Raw genomic sequence first — 17,859 nt, 5'->3', positions numbered from 1 at the left:
TTCCTATTCCAATTGGTGCGCATTTTTTCATAAGGTGCGCTCGGACTCTTTCCGCACGAACTTCAATAGATCAATGCCTGCTGCGCTGTCACCTTATCCCCGTCGGTATTCCCGAACGGGTCGGGGAGAGACGCGCAGGAGGTAATATGACCGCATTTCACAGTGCCAACATGGCGCTCGACTATCAGGATATCGGCTCAGGACCGCTCACGTTGGTGCTGCTGCCCGGTTGGTGCGAGCCGAAAACCGTATTTGAGCCGTTCAGTGCTCTGGCCGCCGATCGCTATCGGGTGATCAGCATCGACTGGCGCGGCCACGGCCTGTCGTCAAAAGCGGCGGGGATGTCGCTGGCGGCGGACGATTTGCTGGAAGATGTGCGTCAGCTGCTGACCGCGCTGCGTTTGGACAACGTGATCACCCTGTCGGTGGCGCACGCCAGCTGGCTGGCGGTGGCATTGGCTGAAGCGTTGCCGCAGCGGGTACGTGGCATGGTGTTTCTCGACTGGATCATGACGCAGCCGGAGCCGGCGTTCTTTACGGCGGTGAGCCGCATGCAGCAGCCGCAGCAGTGGCTGGCGGCGCGCGACGCCTTGTTCGACTTCTGGCAGGGAGGGATAAGCCATTCCCAGGTCAAACGCCATCTGGAGGTCGAGATGGCGCAGGAAGATTACCGGCTCTGGCGTGCCGCCGGCGTGGCCATCGAACAGGCCTACCGGCAATTCGGCTCGCCGCTGCAACGCCTGGCGGGAATGAGCGCGCCGCCGCCGTGCCGGCATATTTACTCGTTGGATCGCCGCGACGACTATCTGCGGCAGCAGCAGGCATTTGCCGCCGAGCAGCCGTTTTTCTCCGTGGTACGGTTAGGGGAGGCTCGTACTCACCTCGGCATTCTGGAACGGCCCGACGCGGTGCTGTGGGCGGTGGAGGATTTTTTGTCCATCGCCCTCAAATAACAGGATGGCGCTATTATACTGGCTGTCGAAATCGTTACGGCACCCCTGAATTAAGAGGTCATAATGTCATTGAAAAAGCACTTGGAGCAACTGTTCAATTATAAGCAATGGGCGGATGCGGAGGCCTTCGCCGCCATTCGAAAAGTGGACGCCGATGCTTGGCCTAAGCAGCGTCATTTGATGCTTCGCTTGATGAATCATATCTATGTCGTCGATCAGATTTTTATCGCCAATTTGCAAGGGCAACGCCATGGCTATACGGCGTTGAACACCCAAGAAACCCCAACGTTGGAAGCGCTGGAAGAGGCGATGTTGGCCAGCGATCGTCGCTACCTCGCGTATATCGCTTCGCTGAGCGAAGCGCAACTGGATGAGCGCATTCATTTTACCTTCGTCGACGGCGGCCCTGGGGATATGCTGCGACGGGAAATGTTGGCGCACGTTGAACACCATGGCTGCTACCACCGTGGTGCGGTGGGATGGCTGATTACTGAAAGTGCTGTCAAAGCGCCACAGGATGTTTTGACCGTGTTTGTACGCGATGGGGGTGTAGCTTAATCGTCGAACGCTATACCAACATAACGCAGACAGGAGGATGCGGTGGCCGAAACCCACCGATAAAGTGGGTTTCAACACCTTAGAAAGCCTGTATAATGCGCGGTTCGATCCTGATAAACGTATTATTACCGTGGTGGCGCTTGGCCGCGGCGGTTATCCCCCCGACGCCTGTGAAGGCGACATTAGAGGTTGCTCAATGAGCGAAAAGTTACAGAAAGTTTTAGCGCGCGCCGGGCATGGCTCGCGTCGTGAAATCGAAACCATGATTGAAGCCGGGCGCGTCAGCGTCGACGGCAAGGTCGCCAAGCTGGGCGATCGCGTTGAAGTGACGCCGGCGATGAAAATTCGTCTGGACGGTCATGTCCTGTCGATCAAAGAATCCGAAGAGGTGGTTTGCCGGGTGCTGGCTTACTACAAACCGGAAGGCGAGCTGTGTACCCGCAGCGATCCTGAAGGCCGCCCGACGGTGTTCGATCGCTTGCCGAAGCTGCGCGGTTCACGCTGGGTGGCGGTAGGGCGACTGGACGTCAACACCTCCGGTCTGCTGCTGTTCACCACCGATGGCGAACTGGCCAACCGTCTGATGCACCCGAGCCGTGAAGTGGAGCGCGAGTACGCGGTACGCGTGTTCGGCCAGGTTGACGATGCGAAAGTGAAGCAGCTGAGCAAGGGTGTGCAGCTGGAAGACGGCCCGGCCGCCTTCCGCACCATCAGCTTCCAGGGCGGAGAAGGCCTCAACCAGTGGTACAACGTGACCCTGACCGAAGGCCGTAACCGTGAAGTGCGTCGCCTGTGGGAAGCGGTGGGTGTGCAGGTGAGCCGTCTGATCCGCGTGCGCTACGGCGACATCGATCTGCCGAAAGGCCTGCCGCGCGGCGGCTGGGCCGAGCTGGATCTGCCGGCGATTAACTACCTGCGCGAGCTGGTGGAATTGAAGCCGGAAACGGTCAGCAAAATGCCGGTGGAGCGTGAACGCCGCCGCGTGAAGGCCAACCAGATCCGCCGTGCGGTCAAGCGCCACTCCCAGGTGGCCGGCAGCGGCCGCCGCAGTGCGCCAGGCAGCAAGCCGGGTAAACCGGGCAAGCCAAGCAAACGCAGCTAATCCCTCATTCTGGCCCCGTTCGGGGCCAGAACTTTTTGTTACCAATCGATCCCCTGTTGCGCCTTCACGCCTGCATCGAACGCGTGTTTCACCGGCCGCATCTCCGTGACCGTATCCGCCAGTTCCAGCAGATCGCGATGGCAACCGCGCCCGGTCAAGATCACCGTTTGGTGCGCAGGGCGCCCCAGCAACGCTGCCTTCAGCTCTTCCAGTTCCAGATAGCCGTAGGTCAGCATGTAGGTCACTTCGTCCAGCAGCACCAGATCCAGGCTGCTGTCGGCCAGCATGCGTTTGCCGTGCTGCCACACCGCCTGACAGGCGGCGGTATCGCCGGCTTTATTCTGCGTCTCCCAGGTAAAACCGGTGGCCATCACCTGGAATTCAACGCCGTGTTGCTGCAGCAGGTTTTTTTCGCCATTGGGCCACTCGCCCTTGATGAACTGGATCACCCCGGCGCGCATGCCGTGGCCAACCGCCCGGGTGACGGTGCCGAAGGCGGCCGTGGTTTTACCCTTGCCGTTGCCGGTAAACACCAGCAGCAGGCCGCGCGTGTCCTGTGCTGCGGCGATGCGGGCATCGACCTGTTCTTTCAGGCGCTGCTGGCGCTGTTGATGACGATCTTCCGCCATGAAACGCTCCTTATTATTCGGCCGCGCCGGGTTTACGGTTCGGCTGCGCGTCGAAGCTCATGCCGGTTTTGCGGCGGCTGTCTTCGCCCATCAGATACAGATACAGCGGCATGATATCGGCCGGGGTTTTCAGCTTGTTCTTGTCTTCGTGCGGGAAGGCAGATGCGCGCATTTTGGTGCGGGTGCCGCCGGGATTGATGCAGTTCACCCGCAAATTGCGGTTTTTATACTCGTCGGCCAACACCTGCATCATGCCCTCGGTGGCGAACTTCGACACCGCATAGGCACCCCAGTCTGCGCGGCCGGTGCGCCCGACGCTGGAACTGGTGAACACCAGCGAACCGGCGTGGGATTTCAGCAGCAGCGGCAGCAGCGCCTGAGTCAGCATAAAGGTGGCGTTGACGTTAACCTGCATCACCTCTTGCCACATGGTCATCGACAGGTCGGCCATCGGCGCGATGTCGCCGAGCAGGCCGGCGTTGTGCAGCACGCCGTCAAGGCGGGGGATCTGGCTCGCCAGATCGTCGGCTATCTGCCGGCATTGCTCCTGCGTGGCGTGCAGCAAGTCCAGCGTCACCACCCGGGCCGGGGCGCCGCCCTGGGCCGCGATCTCTTGTTGTACCGCCAGCAGTTTGCTCTCGGTGCGCCCCAGCAGCACCAACTGAGCGCCGAAGCGCGCATAGGTCAGCGCCGCTTCGCGGCCGATGCCGTCACCGGCGCCGGTGACCAAAATGATACGTTGTTCGAGTAGATCTTGTTTGGGTTGGTAATGCACGATAAATCCTCGCCTGGGTGGCTGTTCTCCCGCGAATATCGGGGAGCAAGGGTGAAACGCGCGGCCGGGGCGGGAGCAAAGGCTCGACCGTCTGCGGGCCGCGCAGCGAATCCGTCTCATCGTATTGATGAATAATGGGTGTTATATGCCTTAATCCGCGGGCATTTTCAATGCGTAGCAGGCTGAAATGGCATTCTTTTGTAACAAAAGCACGGCGGCAGCAGCTTGGTTCGGCCGCAAATCGTCCCCATAGTGATGATCCGTGCGCAATGAATTTTCATTTAGCCGCGACAGCAGCCGCTGCGGTTGGCTAAAATGGAAAGAAGCATACTAACAACCTGTAAATAAAGGCGGAATCTGTGGAGTTTATATCTGTTTATGGCCTGTTTCTGGCCAAGGTCGCCACGGTGGTGCTCGCCATCGCCGCGTTGGCCATCCTGGCGGTCAGTTTGGGGCAACGCAAGAACCGCCAGAAAGGGGAGCTGCAGCTGACCGATCTCGGTGAACAGTATCGCGAGATGCAGCGTGATATGCGCCTGGCGCGTATGGATACCGCCGAGCAGAAGGTGTGGCTGAAACAGTTCAAGAAGCAGACCAAGGCCGACGACAAGCTGAAGAAGCAGCGCGCCAAGTCCGGCGCGGTAGAAGTGAGCAAGCCATGCCTGTACGTGCTGGACTTCAAGGGCAGCATGGACGCGCACGAAGTCACCTCGCTGCGCGAAGAGATCTCGGCGGTGCTGGCGGTAGCGTCGGCGCAGGATGAAGTTCTGCTGCGCCTGGAAAGCCCGGGCGGGGTGGTGCACGGCTACGGCCTGGCGGCCTCGCAGCTGGAGCGCCTGCGCAAAGGCGGCATTCGCCTGACGGTAGCGGTGGATAAAGTGGCGGCCAGCGGCGGCTACATGATGGCCTGCGTCGCGGATCGCATCGTGGCGGCGCCGTTCGCCATCATCGGCTCCATCGGCGTGGTGGCGCAGATCCCGAACTTCCACCGCCTGCTGAAGAAGAACGACATCGACGTGGAGTTGCACACCGCCGGGCAGTTCAAACGCACGCTGACGCTGTTTGGTGAAAACACCGAGCAGGGGCGCGAGAAGTTCCGCGAAGATCTGAACGAAACCCACGAGCTGTTCAAACGCTTCGTGCATGAGCAGCGCCCGTCGCTGGACATCGACAGCGTCGCTACCGGTGAACACTGGTTCGGTTCTCAGGCCAAAGAAAAGGGGCTTATCGACGCCATCGGCACCAGCGACGATTTGCTGATCGCCGAGCTGGATAACCACGAGGTGATCGCCGTGCGCTATACGCGCCGCAAGCGCCTGATGGATCGTTTCACCGGCAGCGCGGCGGAAAGCGTCGATCGCTTGCTGTTGCGCTGGTGGCAGCGTGGGGAAAAGCCGCTGCTGTAACGGCGGCGCTAGCGTGAATCAACGGGGGCCATTCGCCCCCGTTTTCTTTTCTCAATCGACCAGGTGGTATTTTTCCGAAAGCAGATGGGCCAAATGTTTAAACATATTAAATACCGCGGTGGTTTTGGCGGTGGGCAATCCGTCGGCATCCAAAAAGTATTCGCCGCGGAAAACTAAAACGCCGCTTTTTTGTTCAACGTCGGTGGCGATCATGCCGTGCAGATAATCTTCGTGTTGGCGGATGATGTTATTTGCTTCCGCCAGCAGGGCCTCGCGGCTGATAGGGGCAGTATTCGTGTGCATTTATTAGACTCCAAACTAAAAACTCTGCACATATTCTAACGCCGGTTCGCTTTTATCCGCAAACCGACTAAGGTTTATTTGCCGTCTGGATGGCCATGGGCGGCCGCCGGTTGGCGAAATCGGTCTTTCCGTGCTAATTAGGTTGCGTGACGCTTTTTATCAGGTACAGTGTGGGATTTTGCGGCGTCGGGTGGAAGGTTTTGTTTACGCCATGAATAAAACTCACACAGCCATACTTCTGGGGTATGGGTGAATAGCAGGCAGGATCAACAACTTGCGTTCAGGTTGAGCAGTTGGGCAACCAAAAGAAAAAAATCTGTTGATCTCTTGCCAGACTGCCGCAATATAAAAAAAGAGACACGAATTGCCGCGGCACGGCGAGATAAAAGACTTCTTTTTAGAAGAAATAAATTAGGTAAAGGTAAATATGGGTAAAGCTCTCGTAATAGTTGAGTCCCCGGCAAAAGCCAAAACTATTAATAAATATTTAGGAAATGACTACGTGGTGAAGTCCAGCGTCGGTCATATCCGTGATTTGCCGACCAGTGGCTCAGCCAGCAAAAAGAGCGCTGACTCAACCGAAGACAAAGCCAAGAAAAAAGTTAAAAAAGATGAGAAGGCGGCGCTGGTAAATCGTATGGGCGTCGACCCTTACCACGGCTGGAAAGCGCATTATGAAATCCTGCCGGGTAAAGAAAAAGTGGTCGCCGAGTTAAAATCGTTGGCGGAAAACGCCGACCACATTTATCTCGCAACCGACCTTGACCGCGAAGGGGAAGCCATCGCCTGGCACCTGCGGGAAGTGATCGGTGGGGATGACAAACGCTTTAGCCGGGTGGTGTTTAACGAAATCACCAAAAACGCAATCCAACAGGCGTTCAAACAGCCGGGCGAGCTGAACATTGATCGCGTTAACGCGCAGCAGGCTCGCCGGTTTATGGACCGCGTGGTGGGCTATATGGTCTCGCCGCTGCTGTGGAAAAAAATTGCCCGCGGCCTGTCCGCCGGCCGCGTACAGTCGGTGGCGGTGCGCCTGGTGGTTGAGCGCGAACGCGACATCAAGGCCTTCGTGCCGGAAGAGTATTGGGAGCTGCATGCCGATCTGCTGGCAAAGGGTGAAACCGCGCTGCAGATGGAAGTGACCCATGCGCACGACAAACCGTTCAAGCCGGTCAACCGCGAGCAGACTCACGCCGCGGTCAAGCTGCTGGAAAAAGCCCGCTACACGGTGCTGGATCGCGAAGACAAACCGACCAGCAGCAAGCCGGGCGCGCCTTTCATTACCTCTACGCTGCAACAGGCCGCCAGTACCCGCCTGAGCTTCGGCGTGAAGAAAACCATGATGATGGCGCAACGGCTGTATGAAGCCGGCCACATCACCTATATGCGTACCGATTCCACCAACCTGAGCCAGGATGCGCTCAACATGGTGCGTGGCTACATTGGCGACAATTTCGGTGATAAATACCTGCCGAAGGCGCCGAATCAGTACAGCAGCAAAGAGAATTCGCAGGAAGCGCACGAAGCGATCCGTCCTTCGGACGTGAACGTGCTCGCCGAGCAGTTGAAAGACATGGAAGCGGACGCGCAGAAGCTGTATCAGCTGATCTGGCGCCAGTTCGTCGCCTGCCAGATGACGCCGGCGCAATACGATTCGACCACGCTGACGGTGAAGGCCGGCGATTATCAGCTGCGTGCCAAGGGCCGCACGCTGCGCTTTGACGGCTGGACCAAGGTGATGCCGGCGCTGCGCAAGGGCGATGAAGATCGCACCCTGCCATACGTCGAAATCGGCAGCGAGCTGGATCTGCAGAAACTGATCCCAAGCCAGCACTTCACCAAGCCACCGGCGCGCTACAGCGAAGCCTCGCTGGTGAAAGAGCTGGAAAAACGCGGCATCGGCCGTCCGTCCACCTACGCCTCCATTATCTCGACCATTCAGGATCGCGGTTATGTGCGGGTGGAAAGCCGCCGCTTCTATGCCGAGAAAATGGGCGAGATCGTCACCGATCGCCTGGAAGAAAACTTCCGCGAGCTGATGAACTATGACTTCACCGCACGCATGGAAGATGGCCTCGATGAAGTCGCCAACAACCAGGCCGAGTGGAAAGCGGTGCTGGACGAGTTCTTCGTCGATTTCAGCGAGCAGTTGGAAACGGCAGAAAAGGATCCGGAAGAAGGCGGCATGCGGCCTAACCAGATGGTGATGACCAGCATCGACTGCCCGACCTGCGGCCGCAAGATGGGTATCCGTACTGCCAGCACCGGCGTGTTCCTTGGTTGTTCCGGTTATGCGCTGCCGCTGAAGGAGCGCTGCAAAACCACCATCAACCTGGTGCCGGAAGCGGAAGTGCTCAACATCCTCGAAGGCGACGACGCGGAAACCAACGCGCTGCGCGCCCGCCGTCGCTGCAAGAAATGCGGTACGGCGATGGACAGCTACCTGATCGACAACCAGCGCAAGCTGCACGTCTGCGGTAACAACCCGGCGTGTGACGGCTATGAGATCGAAGAGGGCGAGTTCCGCCTGAAAGGCTACGATGGCCCGGTGGTGGAGTGCGACAAGTGCGGCTCGGAAATGCACCTGAAAATGGGGCGTTTCGGCAAGTACATGGGCTGTACCAACGAGAACTGTAAAAACACCCGCAAGATCCTGCGTAACGGCGATGTCGCGCCGCCGAAGGAAGATCCGGTGCCGCTGCCGGAGCTGCCGTGCGAGAAGTCTGACGCCTATTTTGTGCTGCGTGACGGCGCTGCCGGCGTGTTCCTGGCGGCCAATACCTTCCCTAAATCGCGCGAGACCCGCGCGCCGCTGGTGGAAGAGCTGGCTCGCTTCAAGGATCGCCTGCCGGAGAAGCTGCGCTATCTGGCCGATGCGCCGGTAGCGGATGCCGAAGGCAATAAAACGCTGGTGCGTTTCAGCCGTAAAACCAAACAGCAGTACGTCTCCTCTGAAAAAGACGGCAAGGCGACCGGTTGGTCCGCGTTCTACGTGGACGGCAAGTGGGTCGAAGGCAAGAAGTAAGGCCGCTATCCTGCCAGCAAGATGAAAAACCAGCCCCGGCGGCTGGTTTTTTTATTGGTGAAAAGGGGCAAACGGATCTATCCTTTGCTGCTTTTACCCCTCCGTCACTGCCGTTTCACGTTGATACCAATGCAAAATAATCGTTATCATAGTGTGACGCGGATCTATACTTGAAGCTGCAACGTGGTATAGTGGTTATATAAAAATTTTTTTTATTATTAAAGCTTATTAACAACGGCGTTTTCTTCACCATCAGGGTAAAACACGGTGTTTATGGCTTGTGAGTTTCAGCATACCGGGGCGACACCGATATACCTGGCTGCGGGTAAGCCGCAGTGTTTAACCTAGGATGGTATAAGATATGAAATTGCAGCAGCTTCGTTACATTGTGGAAGTGGTTAACCACAACCTGAATGTCTCCTCGACGGCAGAAGGGCTCTATACCTCGCAACCCGGCATCAGTAAACAGGTGCGCATGCTCGAAGATGAGCTGGGCATCCAGATTTTCGCCCGCAGCGGCAAACACCTGACCCAGGTCACCCCGGCCGGCCAGGAAATCATTCGCATCGCACGTGAAGTGCTGTCCAAGGTGGATGCCATTAAAGCCGTCGCCGGCGAACATACCTATCCGGACAAAGGCTCGCTGTACGTCGCCACCACGCATACCCAGGCTCGCTACGCTTTGCCCAACGTGATCAAAGGCTTTATCGAGCGTTACCCGCGCGTTTCGCTGCATATGCATCAGGGCTCGCCGACGCAGATTGCCGAAGCGGTCTCCAAAGGTACCGCCGATTTCGCCATCGCCACCGAAGCGCTGCATTTGTACGACGATCTCATCATGCTGCCGTGCTACCACTGGAACCGCGCGGTAGTCGTGAAGCCCGATCATCCTCTGGCGGGCAAAAGCAGCATCAGCATTGAAGAGCTGGCGGCTTACCCGATCGTCACTTACACCTTCGGCTTTACCGGGCGTTCGGAGTTGGATACCGCCTTCAACCGCGCCGGCCTGACGCCGCGCATCGTCTTTACCGCCACTGACGCCGACGTGATCAAAACCTACGTGCGTCTGGGATTGGGGGTGGGGGTGATCGCCAGCATGGCGGTGGATCCGGTTCAAGATCCGGATCTGGTGACGGTGGATGCGCGCGATATCTTCACCTACAGCACCACCAAGATCGGTTTCCGCCGCAGCACTTTCCTGCGTAGCTACATGTACGACTTCATTCAGCGCTTTGCGCCGCACCTGACGCGCGACGTGGTAGACAGCGCGGTGGCGCTGCGTTCCAACGAAGAGATCGAAGCCATGTTCAAGGACATCAAGCTGCCGATTAAGTAAACGCTACCGTCAACGTCATTAAACAACACCCGGATTAGGCTTTCGCCTTTCCGGGTTTTTTACGAGCAAGCTCCAACGCTTCATGTGCAAGCTGCGCTAATCCCATCTTGGTTGGGGGAGCGCGCTGAGCCGCTCTTACGCCAAACCGCCCCCCCTCTGCCAGTTTCATTAACTTTCTGAATAACATCCGGTCTACCTTGAGGCGATCTATGTTTCGCTTGTTAGGAATCATCTGAAAATAAGGTGTTTTTGTTCTGACGATGAGTTTTTTTTCTCTCGGAAGTTAAAGTGATGCTAACCAATTGCACCGGAACCGCTTATCTCATGACCAGCCGTATCTCTGTCCAATTGCCCGTTGAGGGTCTGCTTTTTTGGAAGCTGACGGGCCGTGAAGCCCTGTCAGAGCCGTTTGCGCTTACGCTGACCTTGCTGGGCCGGGATGCCCGTATTAATCGCAGCGAGCTGCTGGGGCAACCGGTCACGGTGAATCTGCCGACGGGGCTACTGTCAGCGGATCGCCATATCAATGGTAAGGTGACGCGCGTTGCCGTCAGCGCCGTCGAATTAAGTGGCACGCGTTATGCCGTGTATACGCTGACGGTAGAATCGGATCTATGGCCGATGAAACGGGATCGCAATCTGCGCATCTTCCAGGGCCAGACGGTGCCGCAAACGGTGCGTGCTTTGCTCAGCGAATATCAGGTGAACGTAGAGGACAAACTCACCGGCCGCTATCGGGTGTGGGATTACTGTGTCCAGTATCAGGAGAGCAGTCTCGATTTCATCAGCCGCCTCATGGAGCTGGAGGGGATCGTTTACCACTTTCGCCATGAGGCTGGCCGTCACACGCTGGTGCTGACGGATGCGGCAGGGCAGTATCAGCCGTTTAGCGGTTACGAGACGATACCTTACCATCAGACTCCGTCTGGCGGCAGCACCCTCGAGCAAGGCATCGGGCAATGGGCGCCGGAAGACAGCGTGACGCCGGGCATTTACGGTCTGGACGACTATGACTTCCGCAAGCCGAACGCCTGGCTGTTCCAGGCACGCCAAAACCCGGCCTCGCCGATGCCGGGCAGCATCGATGTCTACGATTGGCCGGGGCGCTATGTCGAGCACAGCGATGGGGAGTTCTACGCACGTGTGCGTCAGGAACGCTGGCAGGTGGAACATCAACAGATACACGGCACCGCAACGGCGATCGGAGTGGCGCCGGGCTATACCTTTACCCTGATCAACGCCCCATTTTTCAGCGATAACGGCGAATACCTGACGACGGCCGCCGATTACACGTTCTCCGAGAACCGCTACGCCAGCGGCGAAGACGGGGAGACGATTCATCGCATCGACTTTACGGTTATCCCGGCCGCCACCGTTTTTCGTCCGATGACGGTGACGCCATGGCCGCGCACCTATGGCCCGCAAACGGCCAAGGTGGTGGGGCCCGCCGGCGAGAATATCTGGACGGACAAATACGGCCGGATAAAAGTGAAGTTTCACTGGGATCGCCGCGCTAAAGGGGATGATACCAGTTCGTGCTGGGTAAGGGTGTCGAGCGCCTGGGCGGGACAAGGGTTCGGTTCGGTACAAATACCTCGCGTCGGCGATGAAGTGGTGGTGGACTTTATCAATGGCGATCCGGATCGGCCGATTGTCACCGGGCGCGTCTACAACGAGGCGAGCATGCCGCCGTGGGTGCTGCCGGCGGCGGCCACGCAAATGGGCTTCATGACTCGCAGTAAGGATGGCAGTCGGGACAACGCCAGCTATCTGTTTTTCGAAGATAAGGCGGGCAGCGAAGCCGTGGAGCTGCATTCCGAAAAGGACATGAAGGTTTCGGTGGAAAATGACCAGCAGGTCAATATCGACGGTAACCGGACGACAACCATCCTCAAGCAACAGCAAGACGAAGTGACGGGCAATGCCACCTTCCACTACAAGGGCCAGCGCACCACCACGGTGGATCAAAAAGAAACCGGCTACTTCAATGCCGGTGTCGCTACGGAGATCAAAGCGGGGCGGACATTCGACATTAAAGACGGCGGCGACAAGGTAACGATCACAGGCGACCGCACCAGCGATATCGATGGGAATGAAAGCCATCACGTCACCGGAAAACTGACTGAGACTCTGGATAAAGGGCGCGACGTTACGATCGGTGCCGGCGGCCACAAAGAGGACATCACCGGGGGCGTCACTCGCGAGATCAAAGGCGGTGTCACTGAAACGATCAAAGACGGCGTTACCACTAACATCAATAGCGGTAACTGGACGCAAAACGTCAACGCGGGAACCATTACGATTTACAGCCCGCAGCAGATCAAAATTGTCAGTGACGAAAAGATCAGCCTAGAAGCGCCGGAGTCCGTGTTCAATCCCAAGGTGCATAGCCTGACCGTGACCGCCTTTAGCGAAAGCATTACCGGCAACAGCGTCTCGGCATCGGCGATCACCAGCAGCATCGTTGGCGTGTCCAACAGCCTGACGGGGCTGTCAAATTCTTATAAGCTTAAAGAGTTTTCAAAGACGGCGTTTAAAACGGAAACGAACGGCGTAGTGGTGAATGTCGAGGTGACCAATATCAGCAACAGAACGCTGAATGTAACGAATAACTCGTTGTTTATAATTACATAAAATGGAGCAGCACACTTATGTCTCTGGCTGATATGTCGAAGTACTTTCTGTATGCGGGGATCGCCACCCCTGTCGTGATGGGTATTTTCTTTTACTGTATTTTTAAAAATAACGGCGGTAACTCGACCGAGATGTCCGCGGTTAAAAATTATCTCAACAAGGACAGCTGGCAAGGCGAGATTATCGCCTCGCACCTCGAGTCTTGTCGGCAAACCAACACCCGGTACGGCAATGACTTTTTCTTTGACGTCGATTTTTATCTCCCCGGCGACACCCGGCTCCACACCGCCAAAGCCTTGGTTCAGCCTGGCCAGATGCATCTACTGCGCAAAGGGATGGGCATCAAGGTGAAGAAGGGCCGTAAGAATCAGCTGGCGGTTGTGGAGATGGATCTCACCGCTGAGCCGTTGTAAGCCTGCCTTTCCCTACAAAAACGCCGCATCGTTGCGGCGTTTTTGTTGGCGCATTGCCTAACCCCTTGGCGGCGCTCGGACTTCTTCCCGTTGATTGTTCCTGCCTATCGCTGTGTGCAAAACGTGTTGTTATCAAAACGTTAACTTATCTTTGTGGTATCTTTAAACAAGACCTCAGTGATTACCCTGTTTTAGTCACAATAAGAAATGGAGGAGCTATGTCGTCCGATCTTCGTGAAACAAGTATGGATAAGCTGGTTGCGCTGAATAGCGAATATTACTATTACAGTCTGCCACTGGCGGCGAAGCAACTGGGTGATATCGACCGGTTGCCGAAATCAATGAAAGTGCTGTTGGAGAACCTGCTGCGCCATGTGGATGGCGACACTGTGCAGGTTGACGACCTCAAGGCCATCGTTGCCTGGCTGCAAACCGGCCATGCTGATCGTGAGATCGCCTATCGCCCGGCGCGCGTGCTGATGCAGGATTTTACCGGCGTTCCGGCGGTGGTGGATCTGGCGGCGATGCGTGAAGCGGTGCGGCGGCTGGGCGGCAACGTCGATCAGGTGAACCCGCTGTCGCCGGTGGATCTGGTGATTGACCACTCGGTCACCGTCGATGAGTTTGGCGATGACAGCGCTTTTGAAGACAACGTGCGTATCGAAATGCAGCGCAACCACGAACGCTACACCTTCCTGCGCTGGGGGCAGAAAGCCTTCAACCGCTTCCGCGTGGTGCCGCCGGGCACCGGCATCTGTCACCAGGTTAACCTCGAATATCTTGGCCAAACGGTCTGGCACAGCGACGAAAGCGGTCGCCGCGTGGCTTATCCCGATACGCTGGTGGGCACCGACTCTCACACCACCATGATCAACGGCCTGGGTATTCTCGGCTGGGGCGTCGGCGGTATCGAAGCGGAAGCGGCGATGCTGGGCCAGCCGGTGTCGATGCTGATCCCCGATGTGGTCGGCTTCAAGCTGACCGGCAAGCTCCGCGAGGGCATTACCGCCACCGACCTGGTGCTTACCGTGACTCAAATGCTGCGCAAGCACGGCGTTGTCGGCAAATTCGTCGAGTTTTACGGCGACGGCCTGGCCGATCTGCCGTTGGCGGACCGGGCAACTATCGCCAACATGTCGCCGGAGTTCGGCGCCACCTGTGGCTTCTTCCCGGTGGATGACGTTACGCTCGGCTATATGAAGCTCAGCGGCCGCAGCGCCGAACAAATCGCACTGGTGGAAGCCTACGCCAAAGCGCAGGGCATGTGGCGTAACCCGGGCGATGAACCGGTCTTCACCAGCTCGCTGGCGCTGGATATGTCAACCGTGGAAGCCAGCCTCGCCGGGCCGAAACGCCCGCAGGATCGCGTCGCACTGCCGAATGTGCCGCAGGCGTTCAAGGCCGCCACCGAGCTGGATATCGGTGGCCACAAGGCGAAGACCGACAGCAAAACCTTTACGCTGGACGGGCAGCAGCACGAACTGCGCGACGGCGCGGTGGTGATCGCGGCGATCACCTCCTGCACCAACACCTCCAACCCGAGCGTGATGATGGCGGCCGGCCTGCTGGCGAAAAATGCCGTCAAGAAAGGGCTGCGCAGCAAACCCTGGGTAAAAACCTCGCTGGCGCCGGGATCCAAAGTGGTAACCGACTACTTCGACAGCGCCAAACTCACCGCCTATCTGGAAGAGCTGGGGTTCAACCTGGTGGGGTATGGCTGCACCACCTGTATCGGTAACTCCGGCCCGCTGCCGGATCCGATCGAGCAAGCGATCAAAGAGGGCGATCTGACCGTGGGCGCGGTGTTGTCGGGTAACCGCAACTTCGAAGGGCGTATTCACCCGCTGGTGAAAACCAACTGGCTGGCCTCGCCGCCGCTGGTGGTGGCTTACGCGCTGGCGGGCAGCATGAAGATTGACCTGACCAAAGAGCCGCTGGGCGAGGGCAACGACGGCCAACCGGTCTACCTGAAGGATATCTGGCCGAGCAGCCAGGACATCGCTCAGGCGGTGGAAGAAGTGCGTACCGAGATGTTCCACAAGGAATACGGCGAAGTGTTCGACGGCGACGCCAACTGGCAGGCGATCCAGGTGGCCGGTTCGGCAACCTATCAGTGGCAGGAGGATTCTACCTATATCCGCCATCCGCCGTTCTTCAGCACAATGAAGGTGAAGCCAGATCCGGTGCAGGACATCAAAGACGCGCGCATTCTGGCGATTCTGGCCGATTCGGTGACCACCGACCACATCTCGCCGGCGGGTAACATCAAGCGCGATAGCCCGGCGGGGCGCTACCTGAGCGAGCACGGCGTGGCGCCGCAGGATTTCAACTCCTACGGCTCGCGCCGCGGCAACCACGAAGTGATGATGCGCGGCACCTTCGCCAACATCCGCATCCGCAACGAAATGGTGCCGGGCGTGGAAGGCGGTTATACCCGCCATATTCCGTCGCAGCAGCAGCTGTCTATCTACGACGCCGCCATGCAGTATCAGCAGGAGAAGGTGCCGCTGGCGGTGATCGCCGGTAAAGAGTACGGTTCCGGCTCCAGCCGCGACTGGGCGGCGAAAGGGCCGCGCTTGCTGGGCGTGCGGGTGGTGATTGCCGAGTCCTTCGAGCGTATCCACCGCTCCAACCTGATCGGCATGGGGATTTTGCCGCTGGAGTTCCCACAGGGGGTGACGCGCAAAACCCTGGGGCTGACCGGGGATGAGCAGATCAGCGTCGGCGGCCTGCAGCAGCTGCAGCCGGGCCAGACGGTCCCGGTGCATATCACCTATGCCGACGGGCGCAAGGAAGTGATCGACACCCGTTGCCGCATCGATACCGGCAATGAGCTGACCTACTACGAAAACGACGGCATTCTGCACTATGTGATCAGGAAAATGCTGTAATTAAGCAATAAAAAGGGCGCCGCAAGGCGCCCTGATTGTTTCCGCCGCGGCGGCGATCACTTCTGGTCGAGCAAATGGCCCATTTTGGCGGCCTTGGTCGCCAGGTAGTGTTCGTTCTTCGGGTTGCGGCCGACGATCAGCGGCACGCGCTCGCTGATGTTGATGCCTGCTTCGGTCAGGATCTCGACCTTTTTCGGGTTGTTGGTCAGTAAACGCACCGCGTCGACGCCCAGCAGCTTGAACATGTCGGCACACAGGGTGAAGTCGCGCTCGTCGGCGGCGAAGCCGAGCTGGTGGTTGGCTTCCACGGTGTCTGCACCCTTATCCTGCAGCGCGTAGGCGCGGATTTTGTTCAACAGGCCGATATTGCGGCCCTCCTGGCGATGATAAAGCAGGATGCCGCGGCCTTCTTCGGCGATCTGCTCCAGCGCGGCTTCAAGTTGAAAACCGCAGTCGCAGCGCAGGCTGAACAGAGCATCGCCAGTCAGACATTCGGAATGCACGCGCGCGAGCACCGGCGCTTCGCCGGAAATATCACCGAATACCAACGCCAGATGGTCATGCCCGGTCGCCAGTTCTTCGAATCCTACCATCAGGAAATCGCCCCAAGGTGTCGGCAGTTTAGCCTCTGCCACCCGTTTAAGCTGCATGTCACTCTCCACAAAAGCGTACGATTCAATCATTGTCGCGCATCCTAAGTCCGGTTCGGTAAATTGACCAAGACTAAAACGTGCTACGCCGATCTCTATTTCGTTAATTATCGGCTATTTTGCCACAACTTCTTGCCGGGCGGTGCTCAGCAAACCAGCAGATGGCGTTTTCTGGCCGCCTATTATTGCGATAGGTTGCCTATCTGTTTAATTTTTCGCGTGTTATCAATATTGCACTCTTGTTACACTGCTGCCTGATTCACGCAGAGGAAGAATAGAATGTATGAGATAGCGAAACGCACGGCGGGCGGCGCGCTGCTGCTGCTGTTGATGCCGTTGGCGGTCTGGGTATCCGGCTGGCATTGGCAACCCGGCGGCAATGAGCAACTGCTGAAAGCGCTGTACTGGGTGACCGAAACCGTGACCTCGCCATGGGGCATTCTGACCAGCGCTATCCTCTGTGGCTGGTTTTTGTGGTGCCTGCGCTTTCGCCTGAAGGCGGCCATCGGTCTGGCGCTCCTGCTTTTCGCCGCGCTGGTGATCGGGCAGGGGGTGAAGTCGTTAATCAAGGATCGGGTGCAAGAACCGCGGCCGTTCGTGGTATGGCTGGAGCAAACCCACGGCGTGGACGGCAAATACTTCTATTCGCTGCATCGCAAAGAGCGCAGCGCGCTGGTGCGCGAGCAATTGCAGGATCAGACGCTGGTGCCGAACTGGCTGCGCAAGCACTGGCAGTTTGAAACCGGCTTCGCTTTCCCGTCGGGGCACACCATGTTCGCCGCTACCTGGGCACTGTTGGGCGTAGGGCTGCTGTGGCCGCGCCGCCATTATAAAACCGTCGCGCTGCTGATGGTGTGGGCGACCGGCGTGATGGGCAGCCGCCTGCTGCTGGGCATGCACTGGCCGCGCGATCTGGCGATGGCCACGCTGATCAGCTGGCTGCTGGTGGTGGTTACCTGCTGGCTGGCACAGCGCTGGTTCGGACCACTGACGCCGCCGCCGCAAGAGCAGCAGGAAATCGCAGCGCGCAAGCCGGAGATATGATCGTTATGTGACTATGTCACAAAAAGGCGGCGTCGGATCGGCGCCGCATTAACCGCTTACATTTTCCCGCCATTGCAATCCGCCCGGCCGCCCCCATATCCTTATAAATTCGACGTTTTGAGAAGTTTTCTCATCAATTT

The 17,859-nt window shown here is 58.0% G+C and carries 14 protein-coding genes; 10 read left to right on the top strand and 4 right to left on the bottom strand.

What is annotated here, in order from left to right:
• Positions 1-146 precede the first annotated feature (146 nt).
• The 3 genes from ACJ8HT_RS07245 (at position 147) to rluB (ending at position 2,613) form a co-directional block, all read left to right on the top strand.
• The gene (locus ACJ8HT_RS07245; RefSeq protein ID WP_197652932.1) at positions 147-953 is read left to right on the top strand and encodes an alpha/beta hydrolase; all 807 of its coding nucleotides are present in this window, start codon (positions 147-149) and stop codon (positions 951-953) included.
• Positions 954-1,016: 63 nt separating this feature from the next.
• Entirely contained in the window at positions 1,017-1,511 is a 495-nt protein-coding gene (locus ACJ8HT_RS07240; protein WP_060439817.1) for a DinB family protein, read from the top strand.
• A 196-nt stretch (positions 1,512-1,707) separates the two neighbouring features.
• Entirely contained in the window at positions 1,708-2,613 is a 906-nt protein-coding gene (gene rluB, locus ACJ8HT_RS07235) for a 23S rRNA pseudouridine(2605) synthase RluB (protein WP_025303042.1), read from the top strand.
• 38 nt (positions 2,614-2,651) lie between these two features.
• On the opposite strand, the gene cobO is transcribed toward rluB, so the two are convergent.
• Both cobO and ACJ8HT_RS07225 read right to left on the bottom strand, forming a co-directional pair.
• Positions 2,652-3,242 (bottom strand): cob(I)yrinic acid a,c-diamide adenosyltransferase, encoded by a 591-nt coding sequence (gene cobO, locus ACJ8HT_RS07230; protein ID WP_049200634.1) that lies wholly within the window; start codon positions 3,240-3,242, stop codon positions 2,652-2,654.
• 13 nt (positions 3,243-3,255) lie between these two features.
• Positions 3,256-4,017, bottom strand: coding sequence for a YciK family oxidoreductase (locus ACJ8HT_RS07225; RefSeq protein WP_089195947.1), 762 nt, complete (start codon positions 4,015-4,017; stop codon positions 3,256-3,258).
• A gap of 359 nt (positions 4,018-4,376) precedes the next feature.
• Here ACJ8HT_RS07225 and sohB point away from each other — a divergent pair, with 359 nt between their 5' ends.
• Entirely contained in the window at positions 4,377-5,423 is a 1,047-nt protein-coding gene (sohB, locus tag ACJ8HT_RS07220) for a protease SohB (RefSeq protein WP_194572364.1), read from the top strand.
• A gap of 51 nt (positions 5,424-5,474) precedes the next feature.
• Here the strand turns inward: sohB and ACJ8HT_RS07215 are convergent, their stop codons facing one another.
• Positions 5,475-5,726, bottom strand: coding sequence for a YciN family protein (locus tag ACJ8HT_RS07215; RefSeq protein WP_194572365.1), 252 nt, complete (start codon positions 5,724-5,726; stop codon positions 5,475-5,477).
• 427 nt (positions 5,727-6,153) lie between these two features.
• Here ACJ8HT_RS07215 and topA point away from each other — a divergent pair, with 427 nt between their 5' ends.
• From topA to acnA, 5 genes are all read left to right on the top strand, one after another.
• A complete protein-coding gene (gene topA / locus ACJ8HT_RS07210) occupies positions 6,154-8,751 on the top strand; it encodes a type I DNA topoisomerase (protein ID WP_197652931.1) in 2,598 nt (865 codons plus the stop codon).
• Positions 8,752-9,112: 361 nt separating this feature from the next.
• On the top strand, positions 9,113-10,087 hold the full coding sequence (cysB, locus tag ACJ8HT_RS07205; RefSeq protein ID WP_004930690.1) for an HTH-type transcriptional regulator CysB: 975 nt from the start codon (positions 9,113-9,115) through the stop codon (positions 10,085-10,087).
• Positions 10,088-10,411: 324 nt separating this feature from the next.
• Entirely contained in the window at positions 10,412-12,721 is a 2,310-nt protein-coding gene (locus ACJ8HT_RS07200; RefSeq protein WP_049271300.1) for a type VI secretion system Vgr family protein, read from the top strand.
• A gap of 17 nt (positions 12,722-12,738) precedes the next feature.
• Entirely contained in the window at positions 12,739-13,134 is a 396-nt protein-coding gene (locus tag ACJ8HT_RS07195) for a hypothetical protein (protein WP_053089239.1), read from the top strand.
• A gap of 218 nt (positions 13,135-13,352) precedes the next feature.
• On the top strand, positions 13,353-16,025 hold the full coding sequence (acnA, locus tag ACJ8HT_RS07190) for an aconitate hydratase AcnA (protein ID WP_126179468.1): 2,673 nt from the start codon (positions 13,353-13,355) through the stop codon (positions 16,023-16,025).
• A 56-nt stretch (positions 16,026-16,081) separates the two neighbouring features.
• Here the strand turns inward: acnA and ribA are convergent, their stop codons facing one another.
• Positions 16,082-16,675 carry a GTP cyclohydrolase II gene (gene ribA / locus ACJ8HT_RS07185; RefSeq protein WP_019452695.1) on the bottom strand — a complete coding sequence of 198 codons (594 nt, stop codon included), beginning with the start codon at positions 16,673-16,675 and terminating at the stop codon, positions 16,082-16,084.
• Between the two features lie 279 nt (positions 16,676-16,954).
• Between ribA and pgpB the strand changes: the two genes are divergently transcribed.
• Positions 16,955-17,719, top strand: a complete 765-nt coding sequence (gene pgpB / locus ACJ8HT_RS07180; RefSeq protein ID WP_126179469.1) for a phosphatidylglycerophosphatase B — start codon at positions 16,955-16,957, stop codon at positions 17,717-17,719.
• Positions 17,720-17,859 lie beyond the last annotated feature (140 nt).

The organism is Serratia sp. CY44782 (assembly GCF_052168715.1).
GTDB lineage: Bacteria > Pseudomonadota > Gammaproteobacteria > Enterobacterales > Enterobacteriaceae > Serratia > Serratia nevei.
This window is presented reverse-complemented; position numbering and strand designations above follow the sequence as displayed.